Raw genomic sequence first — 16,062 nt, forward strand, 5'->3', positions numbered from 1 at the left:
GCGCCGCCGAGGGCCCGGCCGGCCGGCCGGGCCCTCGCTCCGCACCCGCGCGACGGACAGGCGGCAGCGGGCCGTCCGTGGACGCGTGACGCGCCGCCGCGCATGCTGAAGTACGTCCAGCGCCGGATCGTGCTCGCCGTGCCGACGGTCGTGCTGACGTCGATGGTTGTCTTCTTGATGCTGTTTCTCATTCCCGGAGACCCGGCATCGATCTACATCGGCGAGCAGACGGCGACGCCGGAACGGCTCGCGCAGATCCGCCACGTGATGGGGCTCGACCGCCCGATCTACGTGCAGTACGGCGACTTCGTGTGGCGCGCGCTGCACGGCGACCTTGGGCGCTCGCTCCAGACGAGCCGCCCCGTGACCGTCGAGATCCTGACCCGGTTCCCCAACACGGTCGAGCTGGCGATCGCGGCGATGGCGATCGCCGTGGTCCTCGGCTTCGGGCTCGGGCTGCTCTCCGCGCTGCGGCGGAGCAGCGCCGTCGACACCCTCTCCATGATGGTGGCGCTGTTTGGCGTGTCCGTGCCGGTGTTCTGGCTGGCCCTCCTTCTGATCATGCTGTTCTCGCTGCGGTTGGGGTGGCTCCCCGCGACGAGCGAGCCGGGGCTGAAAGGGTTAGTCCTCCCCGCCGTGTCGCTCGCGCTCCTCTCCGCGGCGACGCTCGCCCGGCTGATGCGGTCGAGCATGCTCGAGGTGCTGCGGCTGGAGTACCTGACGACCGCGCGCGCGAAAGGGCTGCGCGGTGCCGTGGTGGTGTTCCGCCACGCCCTTCCGAACGCCGTCATCCCGGTAATCACGGCGATGGGGCTGCAGTTCGGCGGGCTGTTGAGCGGCGCCGTCCTCACCGAGACGATCTTCGCGCGGCCCGGTCTCGGTAAGCTCGTCGTCGACTCGATCCAGAACAAGGACCTCCCGACGGTGCAGGGCGTCATCCTGGTGCTCGCGTTGATCTACGTCACGATGAACCTGCTCGTGGATCTGTCGTACGCGTTTATCGATCCGAGGATCCGGTTCGAATGAGCGCGCTCAGCCCCGCACCGGTGCGCGCCCCGCGCGGCCTGTGGAGCGATGCGCTCGGCCGTCTGTTTCAGAACAAGGGGGCGACGGCCGGCGGCATCGTGTTTCTGCTGATCGTGGGCGCCGCGATCGCCGCCCCGCGCCTCGCCCCCGACAATCCGATCCGGCTCAACGTCTCCGAGTCGCTCGACCCGCCGGGTCCGCATCACTGGCTCGGGACCGACCAGTTCGGCCGGGACATCCTCAGCCGGATCGTCTACGGCGCGCGCGTCTCGGTGGCGATGGGGTTCGCCGCGGTGACGATCTCGGTCGCGGGCGGCTCCGTGCTCGGGCTGCTGTCGGGATACTACCTCGGCGCCGTCGATCTGGTCATCATGCGCATCGTGGACGTCATGCTGGCGTTTCCCGGCATCCTGCTCGCGCTCGTCATCATCGCGGTGCTCGGCCCCAACCTGAGCAGCGCGATGGTGGCGGTCGGCGTCTCGGGCATGCCTGTGTTCATCCGCGTCGTGCGCGGGTCCACGCTTGCGGTGCGCGAGTTCCAGTACGTGGAGGCGGCCCGGGTCACCGGCTGCGGCGACCTGCGCATCATCTTCCGGCACGTCCTGCCGAACGTGTCGGCGCCGATCATCGTGCTCGTGACGCTCGGCATCCCCGGCGCGATCATCGCGGGCGCCGCGCTCAGCTTCCTCGGCCTGGGGATCCGGCCGCCCACGCCGGACTGGGGGGCGATGCTGAGCGAGGGGCGGTCGTTCATGAGCACGGCCTGGTGGCTGTCTACGTTCCCCGGGCTCGCGATCGTGGTCATCGTCATGGCGATCAACCTGTTCGGGGACGGTCTGCGGGACGCGCTCGACCCGCGGCTGAAGTTGTAGGATCCGCGCCCACGTGTGGCGCGAAGATCGATAGGATCGGAGGCTGAGAGATGGGCGCAAGCGCTGTTCCCGTGGTGATCCGGTGCGGCACGTTCCTGGACGGCGCCGGCGCGGCCCTGCGCGACCAGGCCGTCACCGTCGCCGGGGCCCGAATCACCGATGTCGGGCCGTGGAGTCAGGTCAGGCGCCCGCCGGGGACGCGGGTGGTGGACGCCGGCGGGCTCACCGTGATGCCGGGACTGTTCGACTGCCACGATCACCTGGCGACACCGCCGCGCAGTCTCGCGGATCGCAGCGGGACCCCGCCGTCGCTGCACGTGCTCCGCGTCGCGGAGACGATGCGTGGGATGCTGCAGGCCGGGTTCACCACGGTCCGGGACCCCGGCGGCCTCGACCTGGGGCTCAAGATGGCGGTCGAGGAAGGCGTGCTGCCCGGGCCGCGTGCGCTCATCTGTCTTGCGATCATCACGCAGACGGCGGGCCTCTCCGACTACACGAACGCGGTCGGGTTTCACACCGAACTCCTGCGGCTGCCGGGGACGCCGGACGGGGTCGGCGACGGCGTGGAGCCCCTCCGGCTGCTGACGCGACGGCTGATTCGTGCCGGCGCGGACTTCATCAAGATCGCGACGACCGGCGGTGTGAGCTCGCGGATCAGCGGCGTCCTGACGCGCGAGTTCACCTTCGAGGAGGTCCGCGCGGTGGTCGAGGAGGCGCGCGCGTTCGGCCGGCCCGTCGCTGCGCACGCGTACGGCGGTGAGGGCCTCAAGAACGCGCTGCGCGCCGGCGTGCACTCCGTGGAGCATCTCGGACCGCTCGACGAGGAGGACGTCGCGACGATGGTGCGGCAGGGCACGTATCTCGTGCCCACCCTGCTGAACATGCGCGTCCGATTGGAGATGGCGGCCGAGCCGGGGGCCCTGTCGCCGTACAGCGTCCAGAAGGCCGCAGAGATCGCGCCGCTGCAGAAGGGGGCGTTCGCCCGCGCGCACAGCGCGGGGGTGCGGATCGCGGCCGGCACCGACTCCCGCGGGCTGCGGCACGGCGGGAACGCCCGCGAGCTGAGCCTCTTAGTGGAATACGGCATGAGCCCCATGGAGGCGATCTGCGCGGCCACCTCCGTGGCCGCGGGATGCTGCGCCGTCCCGGACACCGGCACGCTCCGGCCGGGCATGCGCGCGGACCTCCTCGCAGTGGACGGCGATCCGCTGGATGACGTCGAGGTGCTCCAGGACGTCGACCGGATCGTCCTCGTGATGCGCGACGGCGGTGTGTTCAAAAACCGAATCGGCTGACAGGGGAGGGTGGTCATGACCGGAGAGTTCTCAGGGAAGGTCGCCATCGTGTCGGGGGCGGCGCAGGGGGTCTCGAGTGTCATCTTGCGGCGGCTCGCGCAGGACGGAGCGCGCGCCGTGATCGCGGACATCGACGCGGAGCGGGCCGAGGCCGGCGTGCGGGATCTCACGGCACGCGGCTGCGACGTGCGCTTCATCCACACCGATGTGCGGGACAGCGGCCAGGTCAACGCGATGGTGGACCGCGTCGTGGAGCAGTGCGGGCGCGTCGACATCCTCGTCCACGGCGCCGGAGTGGGGGTGCATAAGGAGATCGTCGATCTGTCCGACGAAGAGTGGGATCTTCAGATCGACGTGCAGCTGCGGGGCGCGTTCCTGTTGAGCCGGGCGGTCGGCGGCCGGTTGATCGCGCAGAAACAGGGCGGCCGCATCATCCTGATCGGCTCCACCTCCGGCAACAACGCGCGCGTCCGGGGCGGCCCCCACGCGGCGTCGAAGGCGGGCGAGATCCAGCTCGCCCACGTGCTGGCGATGGAAATGGGGCGGCACGGGGTCACGGTCAACGTGGTGTCTCCCGGGCTGACCAACATCGCGGGGATCTCGCGCTCGATGCAGACCCCGGAGTACCAGCGCGCGTTCATCGCGCAGGTGCCGCTCGGCCGCCTCGCGGCGCCGGATGAGATCGCCGACGCCGTGCTGTTCTTCGCGTCCGACCGGGCGCGGTTCGTCACGGGCCAGGTGCTGTGCGTGGACGGCGGGTACTCCGCGGGCAAACTGGCGGTGCAAGGGCCGAGCGTCGACGCCTTCTACGGGCAGGTCAGCGAGAGCCGGTAGGCAGGCGGTCGGGGACCGATCGAGGCGCCGCGGCGGTTCGGAACGCCGCGGCGCCTCGACTTCGGCGCTGCGGTCGCGGAGGTCGAGGGCTATGCGGTCTCGTGGTGGGGCATCGGCCGGTTCATCATGCGCAGCATCTCGAGACCTCCGGTGCGCAGGAACCGCCAGGCGAAGACCGCGGCCAGCGCCAGAAAGACGAGGTTGAGGACAGTCGTGTAGTTCCACGCGAGGTGGGCCTCGAGCACGAGCGCGTGGCGCGTGCGCGGCACCCACCCGATCGCCCCGAAGATCAGTTCCACCACCCATCCCGCCGCCACCATCGCCGCGTACGACGTGACGAGGAGATACCACGCCATCGCGCCGCCGTAGTACCGCCGGTAGATGTCCAGGATCGGCAGGATGATGAGATCGGCGAAGACAAACGAGGCCACGCCGCCGAAGCTGATGCCGCCGTTCCATAGGATCGCCGCCAACGGCACGTTGCCCACGGAGCACACGAACGACACGATAGCGACGAGCGGGCCCACGACCGGCCCCCAGACGAAGGCCAGGTGCGGGTCGCCCGTCAGAAAGAAGCGCCGCCAGAACTCAGCCGGCACCCAAGCCCCGAGGGCGCCCGCGATGAGAAGCCCGCCGGCGACGTCCATCCACACGGCCGCCCAGTCCATGACGAAGTATTGGCTCATCGCGGTCAGGCCGTCGACCGAGATGGCCCGGACCAGGATCGGGCGGGCGTCGACCACCGCCATGTCCATCTCGGCGTGGCCTTCCATGCGGCCCCGGCGACCACGTCCGGCTTGCGCCCGTGCCGCGGCGACGCGGGCGCGCGTGAGCGTGCGCCGGAAGATCAGCCACAGCAGGACGATCATGAACGGGCCGCCGAGGAACTCCGCCGCGGTGAACTGCCAACCCAGCAGCACCGCCATGATGATTCCGAGTTCGATCACGAGGTTCGTGGAGGCGAACTGAAACACGATCGCCGCGGTAAAGTGGGCGCCTTTGACAAACAGGGACCGCGCCAGCGCTACGGCCGCGTACGAGCAGGAGGAGGACGCGAAGCCGAACAGGCTCGCGAGCGCGATCGACCGCCCGGAGTCGTCGCCGAGGAGCCTCGCCATGTCTCTCTTGGAGACAAACGCCTGCACGGCCGCCGACAGGGCGAACCCGAGGATCAGCGGCCACAGGATCTCCCAGAACATGGCGAAACTCAGGTCCAAGGCGCGGATCACGGGTTCCACGTCATCGCTCCTGGCCCCCAGTGTACCATCGAAACCGAGGGCCGCGCGCCAGCGTTCGTCGGCGCTGAGTGCGTGCACGCCGCTGGGTCCCATCGTGTCGGGCGATGGTGCTCGCCGGGCTCTCGGGGAACCTCTCTTGCCGACGCGGGCGCTTGGGGGGGTGGAGGTGTTGTCAATGAGATGGAGTTCAGGCAGGCGCGCGCGTGCCGGCGGATGGTTCGCCGTCGTGCTGGTGATGACCCTGGTCACTAGCGCCGCGGCGCAGGCGATCGTCCCGGCACCCTACGTGAGAGTGTACGTCGACGGCCGGCTCGCGAGCCTCGACGTGCCCCCGGTGATCGCCGCGGGGCGGGTGCTCGTGCCTTTGCGGGGACTGTTCGAACAGATGGGGGCCGTCGTCGCCTGGGACGGCGGTACGCAGACCGTGCTGGCACAACGCGGGAATACCAGTGTGGCGCTTCAGATCGGATCCTCCCAGGCGACGGTCAACGGAGCGGCGCGGACACTGGACACGCCGCCGGTGCTCGTGGACGGGCGGACGATGATTCCGTTGCGCTTCGTCAGCGAGGCACTGGGGGTGCGCGTCGATTGGAACGCGGCAACGACGACGGTCACGATCAGCCAGACCTCCGCCCTGCCGCCGTCGGTGCGCTACGGTCCGTCTACCCCGGCGCCGCCTCCGCCCCGACCGGCTGCGATCGCGCCGCCTCCCCAGATCGTTGAGGTCGTTGTCCCTCCACCGGTTGTGGAGGTGGTCGTGGCTCCACCGCCGCCGCCCCGGCGCGAACCGCCACCGCCGTCCCGTCCGGGGTTTGTTTGGATCGCGGGCCACTGGCGGTACGCCGGCGGGTGGGTGTGGACGTCCGGTTGGTGGGACGCGGTGCCGTTTCCCGGTGCGGTCTGGGTTTCGAGCCGTTGGGAGCATCGCTCCGCGGGATGGACATGGATCGGAGGCTACTGGGGGGGATATGCCGTCACGCAAAACCCTCCGCCGCCCCCTCGCGTCGAGGTGATCGGTCGGCAGCCGGGTCCAGATGCCATTTGGATCAAAGGGGACTGGCGGTGGGACGCGAGGCAGTGGGTGTGGACGCCGGGTCGCTGGCAGCGGACGCCGTGGCGGACGGCGCACTGGGTGCCTGGATACTGGACCCGCCGGACGGTCGGTTGGGTGCGGGTGGCCGGCTACTGGCGGTAGCCGAACATTCTGCGCGACGCCTCACGTAACGGAGCCGCGTCCCCGCGACGCGGCTCCGCGTCTACGTCGATGCGCCATCGGGCAAGCAGTATACAGGTGCCCGATCGATTCGGTTCATGGAGGGGTGTGCATGCCTGTTCCTGTGATCCTGCCGACCCAGGCGCGCGACGAGACGTTCGGAGGCGTGACGTATCACATCGAAGGTGAGCTCGTTCCGGTGCTGCATGTAGAGCTGGGCAGCATGCCGGTCTATTTCGAGCATCACATCCTGTTGTGGAAGGACCCGGCCGTGAACATCGCGATCAAGCCTCTTCGGGGTGCGGTCAAACGCGTCCTCGCCGGCATGCCGGTGTTCGTGACGCAGACGCAGGGCGCCGGCCGCATCGCGTTCAGCCGGGACGGCGCCGGGCACGTCTTCGCCCTCCACATGAAGCCGGGCGAGGCCGTGGACGTTCGGGAACATCAGTTCCTCGCGGCCACGGACGCCATGGACTACACGTTCAACCGGGTCAAAGGGGCCGCGAACGTCCTCTTCGGGGGAACGGGGTTCTTCATCGACACCTTCACGTGTACAAAATCCGATGGCATTCTCTGGCTCCACGGATACGGCAACGTGTTTTCCCTGACGCTCGGCGCCGGAGAACAGATCGACATCGAGCCCGGGGGGTGGATCTACAAGGACCGTACCGTGCAGATGCAGACCATTTTTCAGAAGGTCTCGACCGGGTTGTTCGCGAGCGCCGGCAACCTCTTTTGGAACCGCTTCACCGGCCCGGGGCGAGTCGCGCTGCAGTCCATGTACCTGCACATGCCGACAGACGGTTAGACGCTACGGGGGTGCGTGTTGACATCATGATGCTGCTATATTAGCATCATGATGTGCGAACAACAATCACATTAGACGAGGACGTTGCCGCGAGGCTCAAGGACGAAGTGCGACGATCGGGACGATCGTTCAAGGAGGTCGTGAACGAGTTTATCCGTCTTGGTCTGACGGCGCGCCGCGTGAATAGGCCTGCGCAACGATTCACCGTGAAGGCACGCTCGCTCGGGCTGCGGCCGGGCCTCGACTACGACAAGACGAGTGAACTGGTGGAGCAATTGGAAGGTCCGCTTCACAAGTGATCCTCGTCGACGTCAACCTCTTGTTGTACGCGTACAACCCCGCGTTCGAACACCATGTGCGCGCGCGGGACTGGCTGGAGGAGGTGCTCTCCCATACGGATCCAGTGTGTCTCGCGTGGGCGACGATCCTTGCGTTTCTGCGCATTGCGACGAACCCGCGGGCATTCGAACATCCGCTGACGATCCGCGAGGCCGTCCCAATCGTTTCCGACTGGTTGGCGCAGCCGATGGTGACGATTGTGGAGCCGGGAGAGCGACACTGGACGATTTTGCAGGACCTTCTCACTCGCGTGCACGCGAGAGGCCCCGCGGTGACTGACGCTCATCTCGCCGCTCTGGCGATCGAACACGGGGCGACGCTCTGCTCGAGCGACCGAGACTTCGAGCGCTTTCCGGGTCTCCGGGTTCTCAATCCACTCGCGGCGCAGACCTGACGAGCGTGCGTCGAAGTCGAAACGCTTCGAGCCCGGTCAGGTGTCCTGTCCGCTGGCTTGGGCGTTCACCCCGTACGCAGCGGGTCTGACCTTCCGATACCCGCCACAGCCGCAGTCGTCGGTCAGCTCGGCATGCGCGATCGTGCGCAGGCTGATGCGCGCCGCGGTCGCGCCCAGCTCCTCGTGGATCGTGTCCAACGCACCCCACTCTTCCGGGATGACGCCGTCGACGTAGTTGGTCACGTACGACGCGCTGACGAAGCACGCGCCGATCTCGCGCGCGTTGGTGGCCTCCGGAGCGATGCTCTGGTTGACTGCGTCGGCGCCGAGCGACTGGAGCGCGCGGGCTTCGGCGGGGGTCTCGAAGCGCGGCCCCCATGTATGCGCCATCACCAGCCGGTTGGCCATGCCGTACACGCGGTCGGGGGCGGGCCATAGCCGCCGGGCTGTGCGTTCCAGCGTGCGGCCCAGGCTGGGGCACACGAGCTGATTCCCGCGGCACGCGTACGCGAATCGCCCCGGCAGCGTCGAGTACGTGGTTTGGCCCAGGTCCAGCACGTCGCTGGTGACCACGAAGTCCCGAGGTTGCAGCGCCCGGTTGATCGAGCCGCAGGTGCTGTCGGCCAGCACCTTGCGCACGCCCGCCTGCGCCAGAGTCCAGAAGACTCGACGATGCGCCGAGTGGTCGACGGCGTCGAGCGGCCAGCCGTGCGAGAACACGTTCAGCGCGAGACGGGTGCGGCCGTCTTCGGTCACGCCGCCGTCGAACTCGATGAGCTGCCACCGCTCGGTGCGTCCCCACGGCGTATCGAAGCTGAGGCCGCGCTCGACCACGCGCACGCCCGGCTCGCGGAGATCGTCCGGAAACCTGAGCCCCCAGCTGGCGCTGCCCGAGATCAGCGCCAACGCGGCTTTCGGGATTTTCTCGCCGCCCATCGTCCTCGCTACGCCGTTTGGAGCGCCTTGGCCGGGTCGAGCTTCTGAAAGTCCTTCGCGAAGGCCACGATGTGGTCGACGATGCGCGCGAGCGACTCCTCGCCCCTCCGCTTCAGCGCCTCGAGCGCCGCCTTGTCGACCTCCGGCGCGCTCTCCACGTCTACGTCCCAGGAATCCACCGGAATGATCACCGGGGCGCTCTGATACTCGAAGTTGCTGAAGCCGAGCGGCTTGATCTTGTCTCCAAACAGCTGGCGCATCGGCGGGTTCACGCCCCACTCGCCCTTGTACCCGCCGGGCCTCACATCCGCGATGTGCGCGCCGCTGACCGCCAGCGCCACGGCGAGCTCCCAGATGTGGGTGCCTTCGGGGAACGCGTTCGGCGCGATCTTCTTGCCGATGTTCCACCATTCCAAGACCGCGATCAGCATGCCGAGTTCCCGCACGTTGCGGCCCGTCCGGATGAGCGGCTCCCGGTTGCCGCCGTGGCCGTTGAGGAAGATCACCTTGCGGACGCCGTTGTCGTAGAGGCTCTCGCAAATGTCGGTGTAGACCGCCTCGATTACGTCCTGGCTGATGGTGATCGAACCGGGGTAGTGTGCCATCTTGTCGTTCTCGCCGTACGGGACCGCCGGCAGCGTTACCAGCCCGGTCCGCTTACCGACCTCGTCGGCGATCCACGCCACCGAGCTCGTGTCGATGCCGATCGGCGTCGGGCCGTGCGAATGCAGAGTGCCCACGGCCATGATCGCGGTGTCGGACCTCTTGAACGCCTCTTCGGCTTCTTTCCAGGACATCTCATCCAGCCGGTGCTTGGCCACTGTCCACCTCCTTGACTCGCCCGGAGTGACCCGGCCGTGCCGCACGTCCCCGCCGGCCGCGGCGTCATCCGAAGCGTTCCCCAGATAGATCCTTCGATCAGGGATGTCGATCTTCCCTGGCCGTCCGCCGTGGGGCGCCGCGGCAAGGAGTCGACCTCGCAGTCCGCCTTCCTTTGGAGTCGCGTCCTGCCGAAAAGAGGCGACGGCGCCTCGGGCAAGTCGGTGGCACGAGGGTCCAAAGCGCGCGAAGGCCAATATTGAAGTCTTTGTGGAGAGCGCAGATGAATTGATAACGTAGTGCGACGAGATCCCCGAACCGTTGCGCGCGGTTCTCGAAGGGACCGGTCGTACATCGGAGGGAGAAGATGGAATTCGCCGGCAAGGTTGTGTGGCTGACGGGCGGGGGCGGACGTATCGGGCGGGCGATCGCCGCGGCGTTCGCTCGAGAGGGAGCCTCCGTCGGGATCTGCGATCTGAACGGGGACGCCGCGACGCAGTCGCTCGAGGCCATGCGGGCTGGGGGAGGTCGCGGTGTCGCGCTCCGCGGGGATGTGAGCGTCGAGGCGGACGTGGACCGCATGCTCGCGGAGATCACAACGTCGCTTGGGCCAGTGGACATCTTGGTGACGAGTCACGGGAACTCCCCGAACATGCCGGTGCTGGAGATGGACCTGGCCACATGGCAGTCGGCGTTCACCGTCAACACCCAGGGGTGTTTCCTGGCGTGCCGGGCCGCGGCGCGTCAGATGGTCGCGCGTCGGGCACGGGGTGTCATCATCAACTTGTCCTCGGGGGCCGCGACGTCCGGCCGGCCGGGCTCGTCCGCCTATTGCGGCTCGAAGGCGGCGATCAACATGCTGAACCACGTGCTCGCGACGGAACTGGGCCCCCACGGTATCCGCGTCAACGCCATCTCGCCCGGGCTGGTTACCCCAACGGCGCTGCGGCACGGCGAGGCAGGGCACCCATATCTGAACCTGATGATCGACATGACCCCGCTCGGCCGGACCGGCGTGCCGACCGACGTCGCGGAGGCGGTGCTTGCGCTCGCGTCCGACCGCCTCGGATGGGTGACCGGTGCCAATCTCGAGGTCAGCGGCGGCTCGCACTGCGGCCGCACGAACGCCCCGTACACGCCGAGGTTGACGCCGCCGGGCGCCACGCCCCCGCCGCGTGCCTAGTGGACGTGCCGCGGGGCCTCGGTGTCCGCGAGACCTGACGCCACGTTCGACTCCCGGCAGGCTTTGCTAGACTGATATCTGGGCCACCGATCGACGAGGGTGCCGGGCGTGGGCCTCGTCGGGATGGATGCAGGGTGGCGATTCGGAGGTGCGTTCCGTGGCCGATAGCCCATCGCCGTCGAACACACGAACGAAGCTGAGCGATGTCGTCGTTGTCGACGTCGACATCCACGCGGACGACCCACCCGGAGCGCTCGCTCCGTACTGTGACATGCCGTGGCGGCGGTCTCTGGAACTGCAGGCGACCCTTCCGTCGCGCTACCTGAGTTACGGCGGGTACTCGCCGAGCCTGGGCCTCGACCCGCCGTTTCCGGGCGGCCTGCACGGACGGACCACCCCGACCGCGGCGAAGATGCGCGAGGAGCTCGACGCGATCTCGGTGGACATCGGGATCTTGTTCCCCGACCATCTGCTGCTCATGGCGCAGTTGCCGAACGCCGACTACGCGGCCGCCCTCGGCCGTGCGTACAACCGCTGGCTCCTCGAGAAGTGGCTTGCGGTGGAGCCCTCGCTCTACGGCGCGCTCGTCGCGGCTCCCCAGGATCCCGTCGACGCGGCGCGGGAGATCGACAAGTACGGTGCGGATCCCAAGGTCGTGGCGGTCTATCTGCCGACGTCCGCGGTGTACCCGCTGTGGGGCCACCGGAAGTACGACCCGATCTACGCCGCGGCCGAGGCCGCGGGCCTGCCCGTGATGCTGCACAGCGTGTCTGCCGTGTTCCCGGTGTTCCCGTTCAACGTGGAGCAGTTCGACACGGCGCTCGCCCGGCACACCGTCGGGCATACGTTCGCGATGATGGCGAACCTGATCAGCATGGTGACGACCGGGGTGCCGGTGCGATTCCCGAAGCTCAAGGTGTGCTTCACCGAGGCCGGGATCTCGTGGGTGCCGTTCATCATGTGGCGGCTGGACAAGGAATACAACGAGAGCCGCCGCGAGGTGCCGTTCCTCGAGGACCGGCCGAGCGCGTACGTCAAACAGATGTACTTCGCCACGCAGCCTGTCGAGGAGCCGGAGAACCCGCGCCACCTCGCGGCGACGATTGAGGTCATCGGGGACGATCACATCCTGTTCGCCTCCGATTGGCCGCACCACGACTTCGACCACCCGCGTCACGTGTTCGACCTGCCGCTCGCGCCCGAGACGAAACGCCGGATCATGGGCGAGAACGCCCTCCGGCTGTTCGGGATCCCGGCCCCCGCCAAGTCCCCGAAGACGGGCGCGTGATGGCCGACGTGACGGTCGCCCGGGTCAGCGAGTTCCCTTCCGGTGCGCGCCGCGTCGTCCGCAGCGGGCGCATCGAGATCGGTGTCTTCAACGTGGACGGCCGGTACTACGCGCTGCCGAACGTGTGCGCCCACCAGTTCGGACCCCTGTGCGAGGGGCGCGTAACCGGGACCCTGATCGCGAACGCCGAGACGGAGTGGAGGCGGGCGTGGGTGCGCGAGGGCGCGATCCTGACGTGCCCCTGGCATTCGCTCGAATACGACATCACGACTGGCCGCTGCCTGGCCTACCCCGGTATCAAGCTGCGACAGTATCCGGTGCGCGTCGAAGGAGAGTACGTCGTCGTCTCGGTGTAGAGGAGCGTGACGTGATCTATCTCGTGCGCTGCGCCGAGTGCGATCAGGCGTTCTGGTTGGACGTCCGAGACGCGCGGACGCCGGCGCACAACCGGTGGGACCGACGCGCGTCCGCGCTTCCTGCCGCCGAACGGGGCGACGGCAGCGGACGCACCGGGCACTGGGTCATGGAGAGTCTCCGGCCGCTGCCGGCGATCACCCGTCCCGACCAACCCTGGACTCGGCGGTCGGACGGTTTCTGAAACACACCGCGAACTGGAGACCAACATCCAGATTCAGAGGCCGTCGGCTGTGGCGAGTCCTGGATTCCGCGCGTGTCACCCGACGGTCGGGAACGTGCGAAGGGGGACTGCGGGCCGGCGGCGAACGCTCGAATCGACTCGACTTCAATCATCGATGGGAATCTCGGGTAGAATGGCGGGCAACGACCTCCGATCAGGACACGCGCCCCGAGTCGACGAATTCGTGCGCTCATCCGATGGAACGCGGGTTGGCTTCACCCGGCTCGGATCGGGACCGGCATTGGTAGTGGTTCATGGCAGCCTGTCGACGCGTGAAGATTGGCTCACCGTGGCGAGTCTGCTGGCCGATCACTTCACCTGCTATGTGATGGATCGGCGCGGGCGAGGGTTGAGCGGTGACGCGCCGGATTACGCGATCGAGCGAGAGTGTGACGACATCACCGCGGTGCTCGTGGCCGCGGGGCGCGCAGCAAATCTCCTCGCACACTCGTTCGGTGCGATCTGTGCCCTCGAAACGGCGATGCGCGTCGTGGTGCCGCACCTTATCTTGTACGAACCTCCGCTTCCCGTCGGTGGGCGGGTCGCGGGTGAACATCTTGGCGAATATCGGGCCGCCGTCGCCACGGGCCGCTTGGATGAGGCTCTTGAAATCGGCCTGACGCGCTTCGTCGGATTGTCGGCCGGGCAAATCGCGGGAATGCGCACGGCGCCAATTTGGCCGCAGTTGCGGTCGCGTACTCCCACATGGACTCGTGAAGTGGAAGCCATCGACGGCCTCAGCTCGAGCGTCGACCGTTACAGTGCGCTGACGTCCTCCACCCTCCTGCTGGTCGGGAGTGAAAGTGCGAAGCACCTCAGGGATGCCACAGCGGCGCTCAGTCAAGTACTTCAGCATGGCCATGTGACGACGCTCGTCGGGCAAGGGCATATGGCGGGTCGGCTCGCGCCCGAGCTCGTCGCACGAGCCGTCACTGCATTCCTGCGACAGTGAATCGTGTCGAACGAGGAGTGCCACCGCCCGGTCGAGCAGTGCTCTAGACAGTTCAGACGTCAAGGTCGTCTGGTTCGAGGAGAGTCGACTACTCACACCACCGCGCAATGAGCATACCGGGTGGCGCGCTCCGCGGGGGGCCCCGACGGTCGAGAACGCGCCAAGGGTGCGATGAATCGACGGCGAACACTCGCTTCGGCTTGATCTCGAAGCGGCACTCTCGCCCTTGGGAACTCGCCGGCGCGACGGAAGGGACTGACAGATGGAGAGACGCACCCCCTGCGAGATTGCCGTTCGCGCGCATCGCTTGGGCGCCGCGAGATGGAGGCTCCTCGCGTGAGCGCCGGCGGCGCGGAACGGGCGGGACACGCCACCCCGCAACCGGTGGTGGCGCCGCTCACGCGCGACGCGATCTTTCTGGTGGTGACCGTGAACCCGGGGGTCGAGAGCTGCGCGGCGGTGCGGGCGCTCTGCGGAGATCTCGGCGCGCTCCTGCGCGCGGTCGGATTCCGTGACATCGAAGGCGACCTGTCCTGCGTGGTGGGGTTTAGCTCCGACGCGTGGGACCGGCTCTTCGGGCAACCGCGGCCGGCGGAGCTCCATCCGTTCCGGGAAGTCACCGGCCGGCCGCACCGCGCGGTCTCCACGCCCGGCGATATCCTCTTTCATATCCGCGCGAAGCGCATGGACCTCTGCTTCGAGTTGGCGACGCAGATCACGGCGCGCCTCGGCGATGCGGTGGCCCCTGTGGACGAGACGCACGGCTTCCGTTATTTCGACGACCGCGATCTGATCGGGTTCGTCGATGGGACGGAGAACCCCAGGGATCAGGCGGCGATCGACGCCACCATCATCGGCGACGAGGACGCGGCGTTCGCCGGCGGCAGCTACGTGATCGTGCAGAAGTATCTCCACGACCTCCGCGGGTGGAACGCGCTGTCGACCGAGGCGCAGGAGCGCATCATCGGCCGGACGAAGCTCTCCGACATCGAGCTCGACGACGCCGTCAAGCCCACCGCGGCGCACAACGCGCTCACGACGATCGTGGAAGACGGGGTCCAGCTCGAGATCCTCCGCGACAACATGCCATTCGGCGAGGCGGCGAAGGGCGAATTCGGTACGTATTTCATCGGGTACGCGCGCTCGCCTCACCGGATCGAGCAGATGCTGGTGAACATGTTCGTCGGCCGTCCACCGGGCAACTACGACCGGCTGTTGGACTTCAGTCGCGCCGTCACCGGGACGCTGTTCTTCGTCCCGTCCGTGACGTTCCTGGAGAACGTGTCCGGCGGCGAGCCTGCCGTCGCGGCGCCGCCACCAGGTCCGTCCTCGCCGTCTGCGCCCGAGTCGGCACCGCCATCGCGCGACGGATCGCTCGGCATCGGTTCCCTCAAAGGAGACTCCCGAGATGAATAACCTGCACCGCGAACTTGCCCCGATCTCCGACGCCGCGTGGGCTCAGATCGAGCAGGAAGCGTCGCGCACGCTCAAGCGCCACCTTGCGGCACGACGGGTGGTCGACGTGCACGGGCCTAACGGCGTCGCCTTTTCCGCCGTCGGCACCGGCCATCTTCGGCCTGTCGAAGCTCCGGGGGAGGGTATCCACGCCTGGCAGCGCGACGCGACGGCGCTCGTGGAGCTGCGTGTCCCGTTCGAACTGGATCGCCGGGCGATCGATGACGTGGAACGCGGCGCCAACGACTCGGATTGGCAGCCGCTCAAGGATGCTGCGCGCACGATGGCCTTTGCGGAGGACCGGGCCGTCTTCGAAGGCTACGCTCCCGTCGGCATCGGAGGCATCCGACGGGGCACCAGCCACCCGGTGATGCCCCTCCCCGCTGATGCGCGCGAATATCCGAGCGCGATCGCTCGGGCGGTAACCCAGCTGCGTCTCGCCGGCGTCAACGGCCCGTACTCTGTGCTGCTGAGCGCCGACGCCTACACCGGCGTCAGCCAGGCCAGTGACCACGGCTACCCCGTGCTGCAGCACGTCAAACGTCTCCTAGACGGCGAGATCATCTGGGCCCCGGCGATTGCCGGAGCGTTTGTCTTGACCACCCGCGGCGGCGACTTCGATCTGCACATCGGCCAGGATATGTCGATCGGCTACGCCAGCCATGCGGACGCCGTCGTGCGCCTGTACCTGCAGGAGACCTTCACCTTCCTACTATTGACCGCAGAAGCCGCTGTGGCGCTGACGCCCCCCGGGTAGGAGCCGGCGCCGAGGG

The 16,062-nt window shown here is 68.0% G+C and carries 18 protein-coding genes; 15 read left to right on the forward strand and 3 right to left on the reverse strand.

Features of this window, described 5'->3' with window-relative positions; genetic code table 11:
• Positions 1 to 102 precede the first annotated feature (102 nt).
• Genes VKZ50_15300 through VKZ50_15315 form a run of 4 tightly spaced genes read left to right on the forward strand, consistent with a single transcriptional unit; the run spans position 103 to position 4,027 of the window.
• Entirely contained in the window at positions 103 to 1,026 is a 924-nt protein-coding gene (locus VKZ50_15300; protein HLJ61091.1) for an ABC transporter permease, read from the forward strand.
• Positions 1,023 to 1,898: an ABC transporter permease gene (locus tag VKZ50_15305; GenBank protein ID HLJ61092.1), complete on the forward strand. Its 876-nt coding sequence runs from the start codon at positions 1,023 to 1,025 to the stop codon at positions 1,896 to 1,898. The genes VKZ50_15300 and VKZ50_15305 overlap by 4 nt, the downstream gene beginning before the upstream one ends.
• A 50-nt stretch (positions 1,899 to 1,948) precedes the next feature.
• The gene (locus VKZ50_15310) at positions 1,949 to 3,193 is read left to right on the forward strand and encodes an amidohydrolase family protein (protein HLJ61093.1); all 1,245 of its coding nucleotides are present in this window, start codon (positions 1,949 to 1,951) and stop codon (positions 3,191 to 3,193) included.
• Positions 3,194 to 3,208: 15 nt separating this feature from the next.
• Positions 3,209 to 4,027: an SDR family NAD(P)-dependent oxidoreductase gene (locus tag VKZ50_15315; GenBank protein HLJ61094.1), complete on the forward strand. Its 819-nt coding sequence runs from the start codon at positions 3,209 to 3,211 to the stop codon at positions 4,025 to 4,027.
• Between the two features lie 89 nt (positions 4,028 to 4,116).
• Here the strand turns inward: VKZ50_15315 and VKZ50_15320 are convergent, their stop codons facing one another.
• Positions 4,117 to 5,256 carry a permease gene (locus tag VKZ50_15320; GenBank protein ID HLJ61095.1) on the reverse strand — a complete coding sequence of 380 codons (1,140 nt, stop codon included), beginning with the start codon at positions 5,254 to 5,256 and terminating at the stop codon, positions 4,117 to 4,119.
• A gap of 184 nt (positions 5,257 to 5,440) precedes the next feature.
• Between VKZ50_15320 and VKZ50_15325 the strand changes: the two genes are divergently transcribed.
• From VKZ50_15325 to VKZ50_15340, 4 genes are all read left to right on the forward strand, one after another.
• Positions 5,441 to 6,460 (forward strand): copper amine oxidase N-terminal domain-containing protein, encoded by a 1,020-nt coding sequence (locus VKZ50_15325; protein ID HLJ61096.1) that lies wholly within the window; start codon positions 5,441 to 5,443, stop codon positions 6,458 to 6,460.
• Positions 6,461 to 6,590: 130 nt separating this feature from the next.
• Positions 6,591 to 7,286: an AIM24 family protein gene (locus VKZ50_15330; GenBank protein ID HLJ61097.1), complete on the forward strand. Its 696-nt coding sequence runs from the start codon at positions 6,591 to 6,593 to the stop codon at positions 7,284 to 7,286.
• Between the two features lie 53 nt (positions 7,287 to 7,339).
• Positions 7,340 to 7,585 carry a CopG family transcriptional regulator gene (locus tag VKZ50_15335; GenBank protein HLJ61098.1) on the forward strand — a complete coding sequence of 82 codons (246 nt, stop codon included), beginning with the start codon at positions 7,340 to 7,342 and terminating at the stop codon, positions 7,583 to 7,585.
• Positions 7,582 to 8,019: a type II toxin-antitoxin system VapC family toxin gene (locus VKZ50_15340; protein ID HLJ61099.1), complete on the forward strand. Its 438-nt coding sequence runs from the start codon at positions 7,582 to 7,584 to the stop codon at positions 8,017 to 8,019. The genes VKZ50_15335 and VKZ50_15340 overlap by 4 nt, the downstream gene beginning before the upstream one ends.
• A gap of 36 nt (positions 8,020 to 8,055) precedes the next feature.
• Here the strand turns inward: VKZ50_15340 and VKZ50_15345 are convergent, their stop codons facing one another.
• Together VKZ50_15345 and VKZ50_15350 are read right to left on the reverse strand one after the other, a co-directional pair.
• Complete coding sequence (locus VKZ50_15345) at positions 8,056 to 8,955, reverse strand: 5'-methylthioadenosine phosphorylase (protein HLJ61100.1); 900 nt, start codon at positions 8,953 to 8,955, stop codon at positions 8,056 to 8,058.
• A gap of 8 nt (positions 8,956 to 8,963) precedes the next feature.
• Positions 8,964 to 9,776 (reverse strand): creatininase family protein, encoded by an 813-nt coding sequence (locus VKZ50_15350; GenBank protein ID HLJ61101.1) that lies wholly within the window; start codon positions 9,774 to 9,776, stop codon positions 8,964 to 8,966.
• A 365-nt stretch (positions 9,777 to 10,141) separates the two neighbouring features.
• Here VKZ50_15350 and VKZ50_15355 point away from each other — a divergent pair, with 365 nt between their 5' ends.
• The 7 genes from VKZ50_15355 (at position 10,142) to VKZ50_15385 (ending at position 16,046) form a co-directional block, all read left to right on the forward strand.
• Positions 10,142 to 10,957, forward strand: a complete 816-nt coding sequence (locus tag VKZ50_15355) for an SDR family oxidoreductase (protein ID HLJ61102.1) — start codon at positions 10,142 to 10,144, stop codon at positions 10,955 to 10,957.
• 157 nt (positions 10,958 to 11,114) lie between these two features.
• The gene (locus tag VKZ50_15360) at positions 11,115 to 12,245 is read left to right on the forward strand and encodes an amidohydrolase family protein (GenBank protein HLJ61103.1); all 1,131 of its coding nucleotides are present in this window, start codon (positions 11,115 to 11,117) and stop codon (positions 12,243 to 12,245) included.
• Entirely contained in the window at positions 12,245 to 12,601 is a 357-nt protein-coding gene (locus VKZ50_15365) for a Rieske 2Fe-2S domain-containing protein (protein HLJ61104.1), read from the forward strand. Before VKZ50_15360 ends, VKZ50_15365 begins: the two co-directional genes overlap by 1 nt.
• 11 nt (positions 12,602 to 12,612) lie before the next feature.
• Positions 12,613 to 12,843 carry a hypothetical protein gene (locus tag VKZ50_15370; GenBank protein ID HLJ61105.1) on the forward strand — a complete coding sequence of 77 codons (231 nt, stop codon included), beginning with the start codon at positions 12,613 to 12,615 and terminating at the stop codon, positions 12,841 to 12,843.
• A 172-nt stretch (positions 12,844 to 13,015) separates the two neighbouring features.
• On the forward strand, positions 13,016 to 13,834 hold the full coding sequence (locus VKZ50_15375; GenBank protein ID HLJ61106.1) for an alpha/beta fold hydrolase: 819 nt from the start codon (positions 13,016 to 13,018) through the stop codon (positions 13,832 to 13,834).
• 336 nt (positions 13,835 to 14,170) lie between these two features.
• Complete coding sequence (locus VKZ50_15380) at positions 14,171 to 15,250, forward strand: Dyp-type peroxidase (GenBank protein HLJ61107.1); 1,080 nt, start codon at positions 14,171 to 14,173, stop codon at positions 15,248 to 15,250.
• Positions 15,243 to 16,046, forward strand: coding sequence for a family 1 encapsulin nanocompartment shell protein (locus tag VKZ50_15385; GenBank protein ID HLJ61108.1), 804 nt, complete (start codon positions 15,243 to 15,245; stop codon positions 16,044 to 16,046). The genes VKZ50_15380 and VKZ50_15385 overlap by 8 nt, the downstream gene beginning before the upstream one ends.
• Positions 16,047 to 16,062: the final 16 nt, after the last annotated feature.

Source organism: bacterium (assembly GCA_035295165.1).
GTDB lineage: Bacteria > Sysuimicrobiota > Sysuimicrobiia > Sysuimicrobiales > Segetimicrobiaceae > JAJPIA01.

Coding starts and splice junctions, on each gene's coding strand:
- VKZ50_15375 (HLJ61106.1), top strand. CDS start 13,016: ATGGCGGGCAACGACCTCCGATCAGGACACGCGCCCCGAGTCGACGAA.
- VKZ50_15325 (HLJ61096.1), top strand. CDS start 5,441: ATGAGATGGAGTTCAGGCAGGCGCGCGCGTGCCGGCGGATGGTTCGCC.
- VKZ50_15315 (HLJ61094.1), top strand. CDS start 3,209: ATGACCGGAGAGTTCTCAGGGAAGGTCGCCATCGTGTCGGGGGCGGCG.
- VKZ50_15330 (HLJ61097.1), top strand. CDS start 6,591: ATGCCTGTTCCTGTGATCCTGCCGACCCAGGCGCGCGACGAGACGTTC.
- VKZ50_15385 (HLJ61108.1), top strand. CDS start 15,243: ATGAATAACCTGCACCGCGAACTTGCCCCGATCTCCGACGCCGCGTGG.
- VKZ50_15355 (HLJ61102.1), top strand. CDS start 10,142: ATGGAATTCGCCGGCAAGGTTGTGTGGCTGACGGGCGGGGGCGGACGT.
- VKZ50_15305 (HLJ61092.1), top strand. CDS start 1,023: ATGAGCGCGCTCAGCCCCGCACCGGTGCGCGCCCCGCGCGGCCTGTGG.
- VKZ50_15310 (HLJ61093.1), top strand. CDS start 1,949: ATGGGCGCAAGCGCTGTTCCCGTGGTGATCCGGTGCGGCACGTTCCTG.
- VKZ50_15300 (HLJ61091.1), top strand. CDS start 103: ATGCTGAAGTACGTCCAGCGCCGGATCGTGCTCGCCGTGCCGACGGTC.
- VKZ50_15365 (HLJ61104.1), top strand. CDS start 12,245: ATGGCCGACGTGACGGTCGCCCGGGTCAGCGAGTTCCCTTCCGGTGCG.
- VKZ50_15345 (HLJ61100.1), bottom strand. CDS start 8,955: ATGGGCGGCGAGAAAATCCCGAAAGCCGCGTTGGCGCTGATCTCGGGC.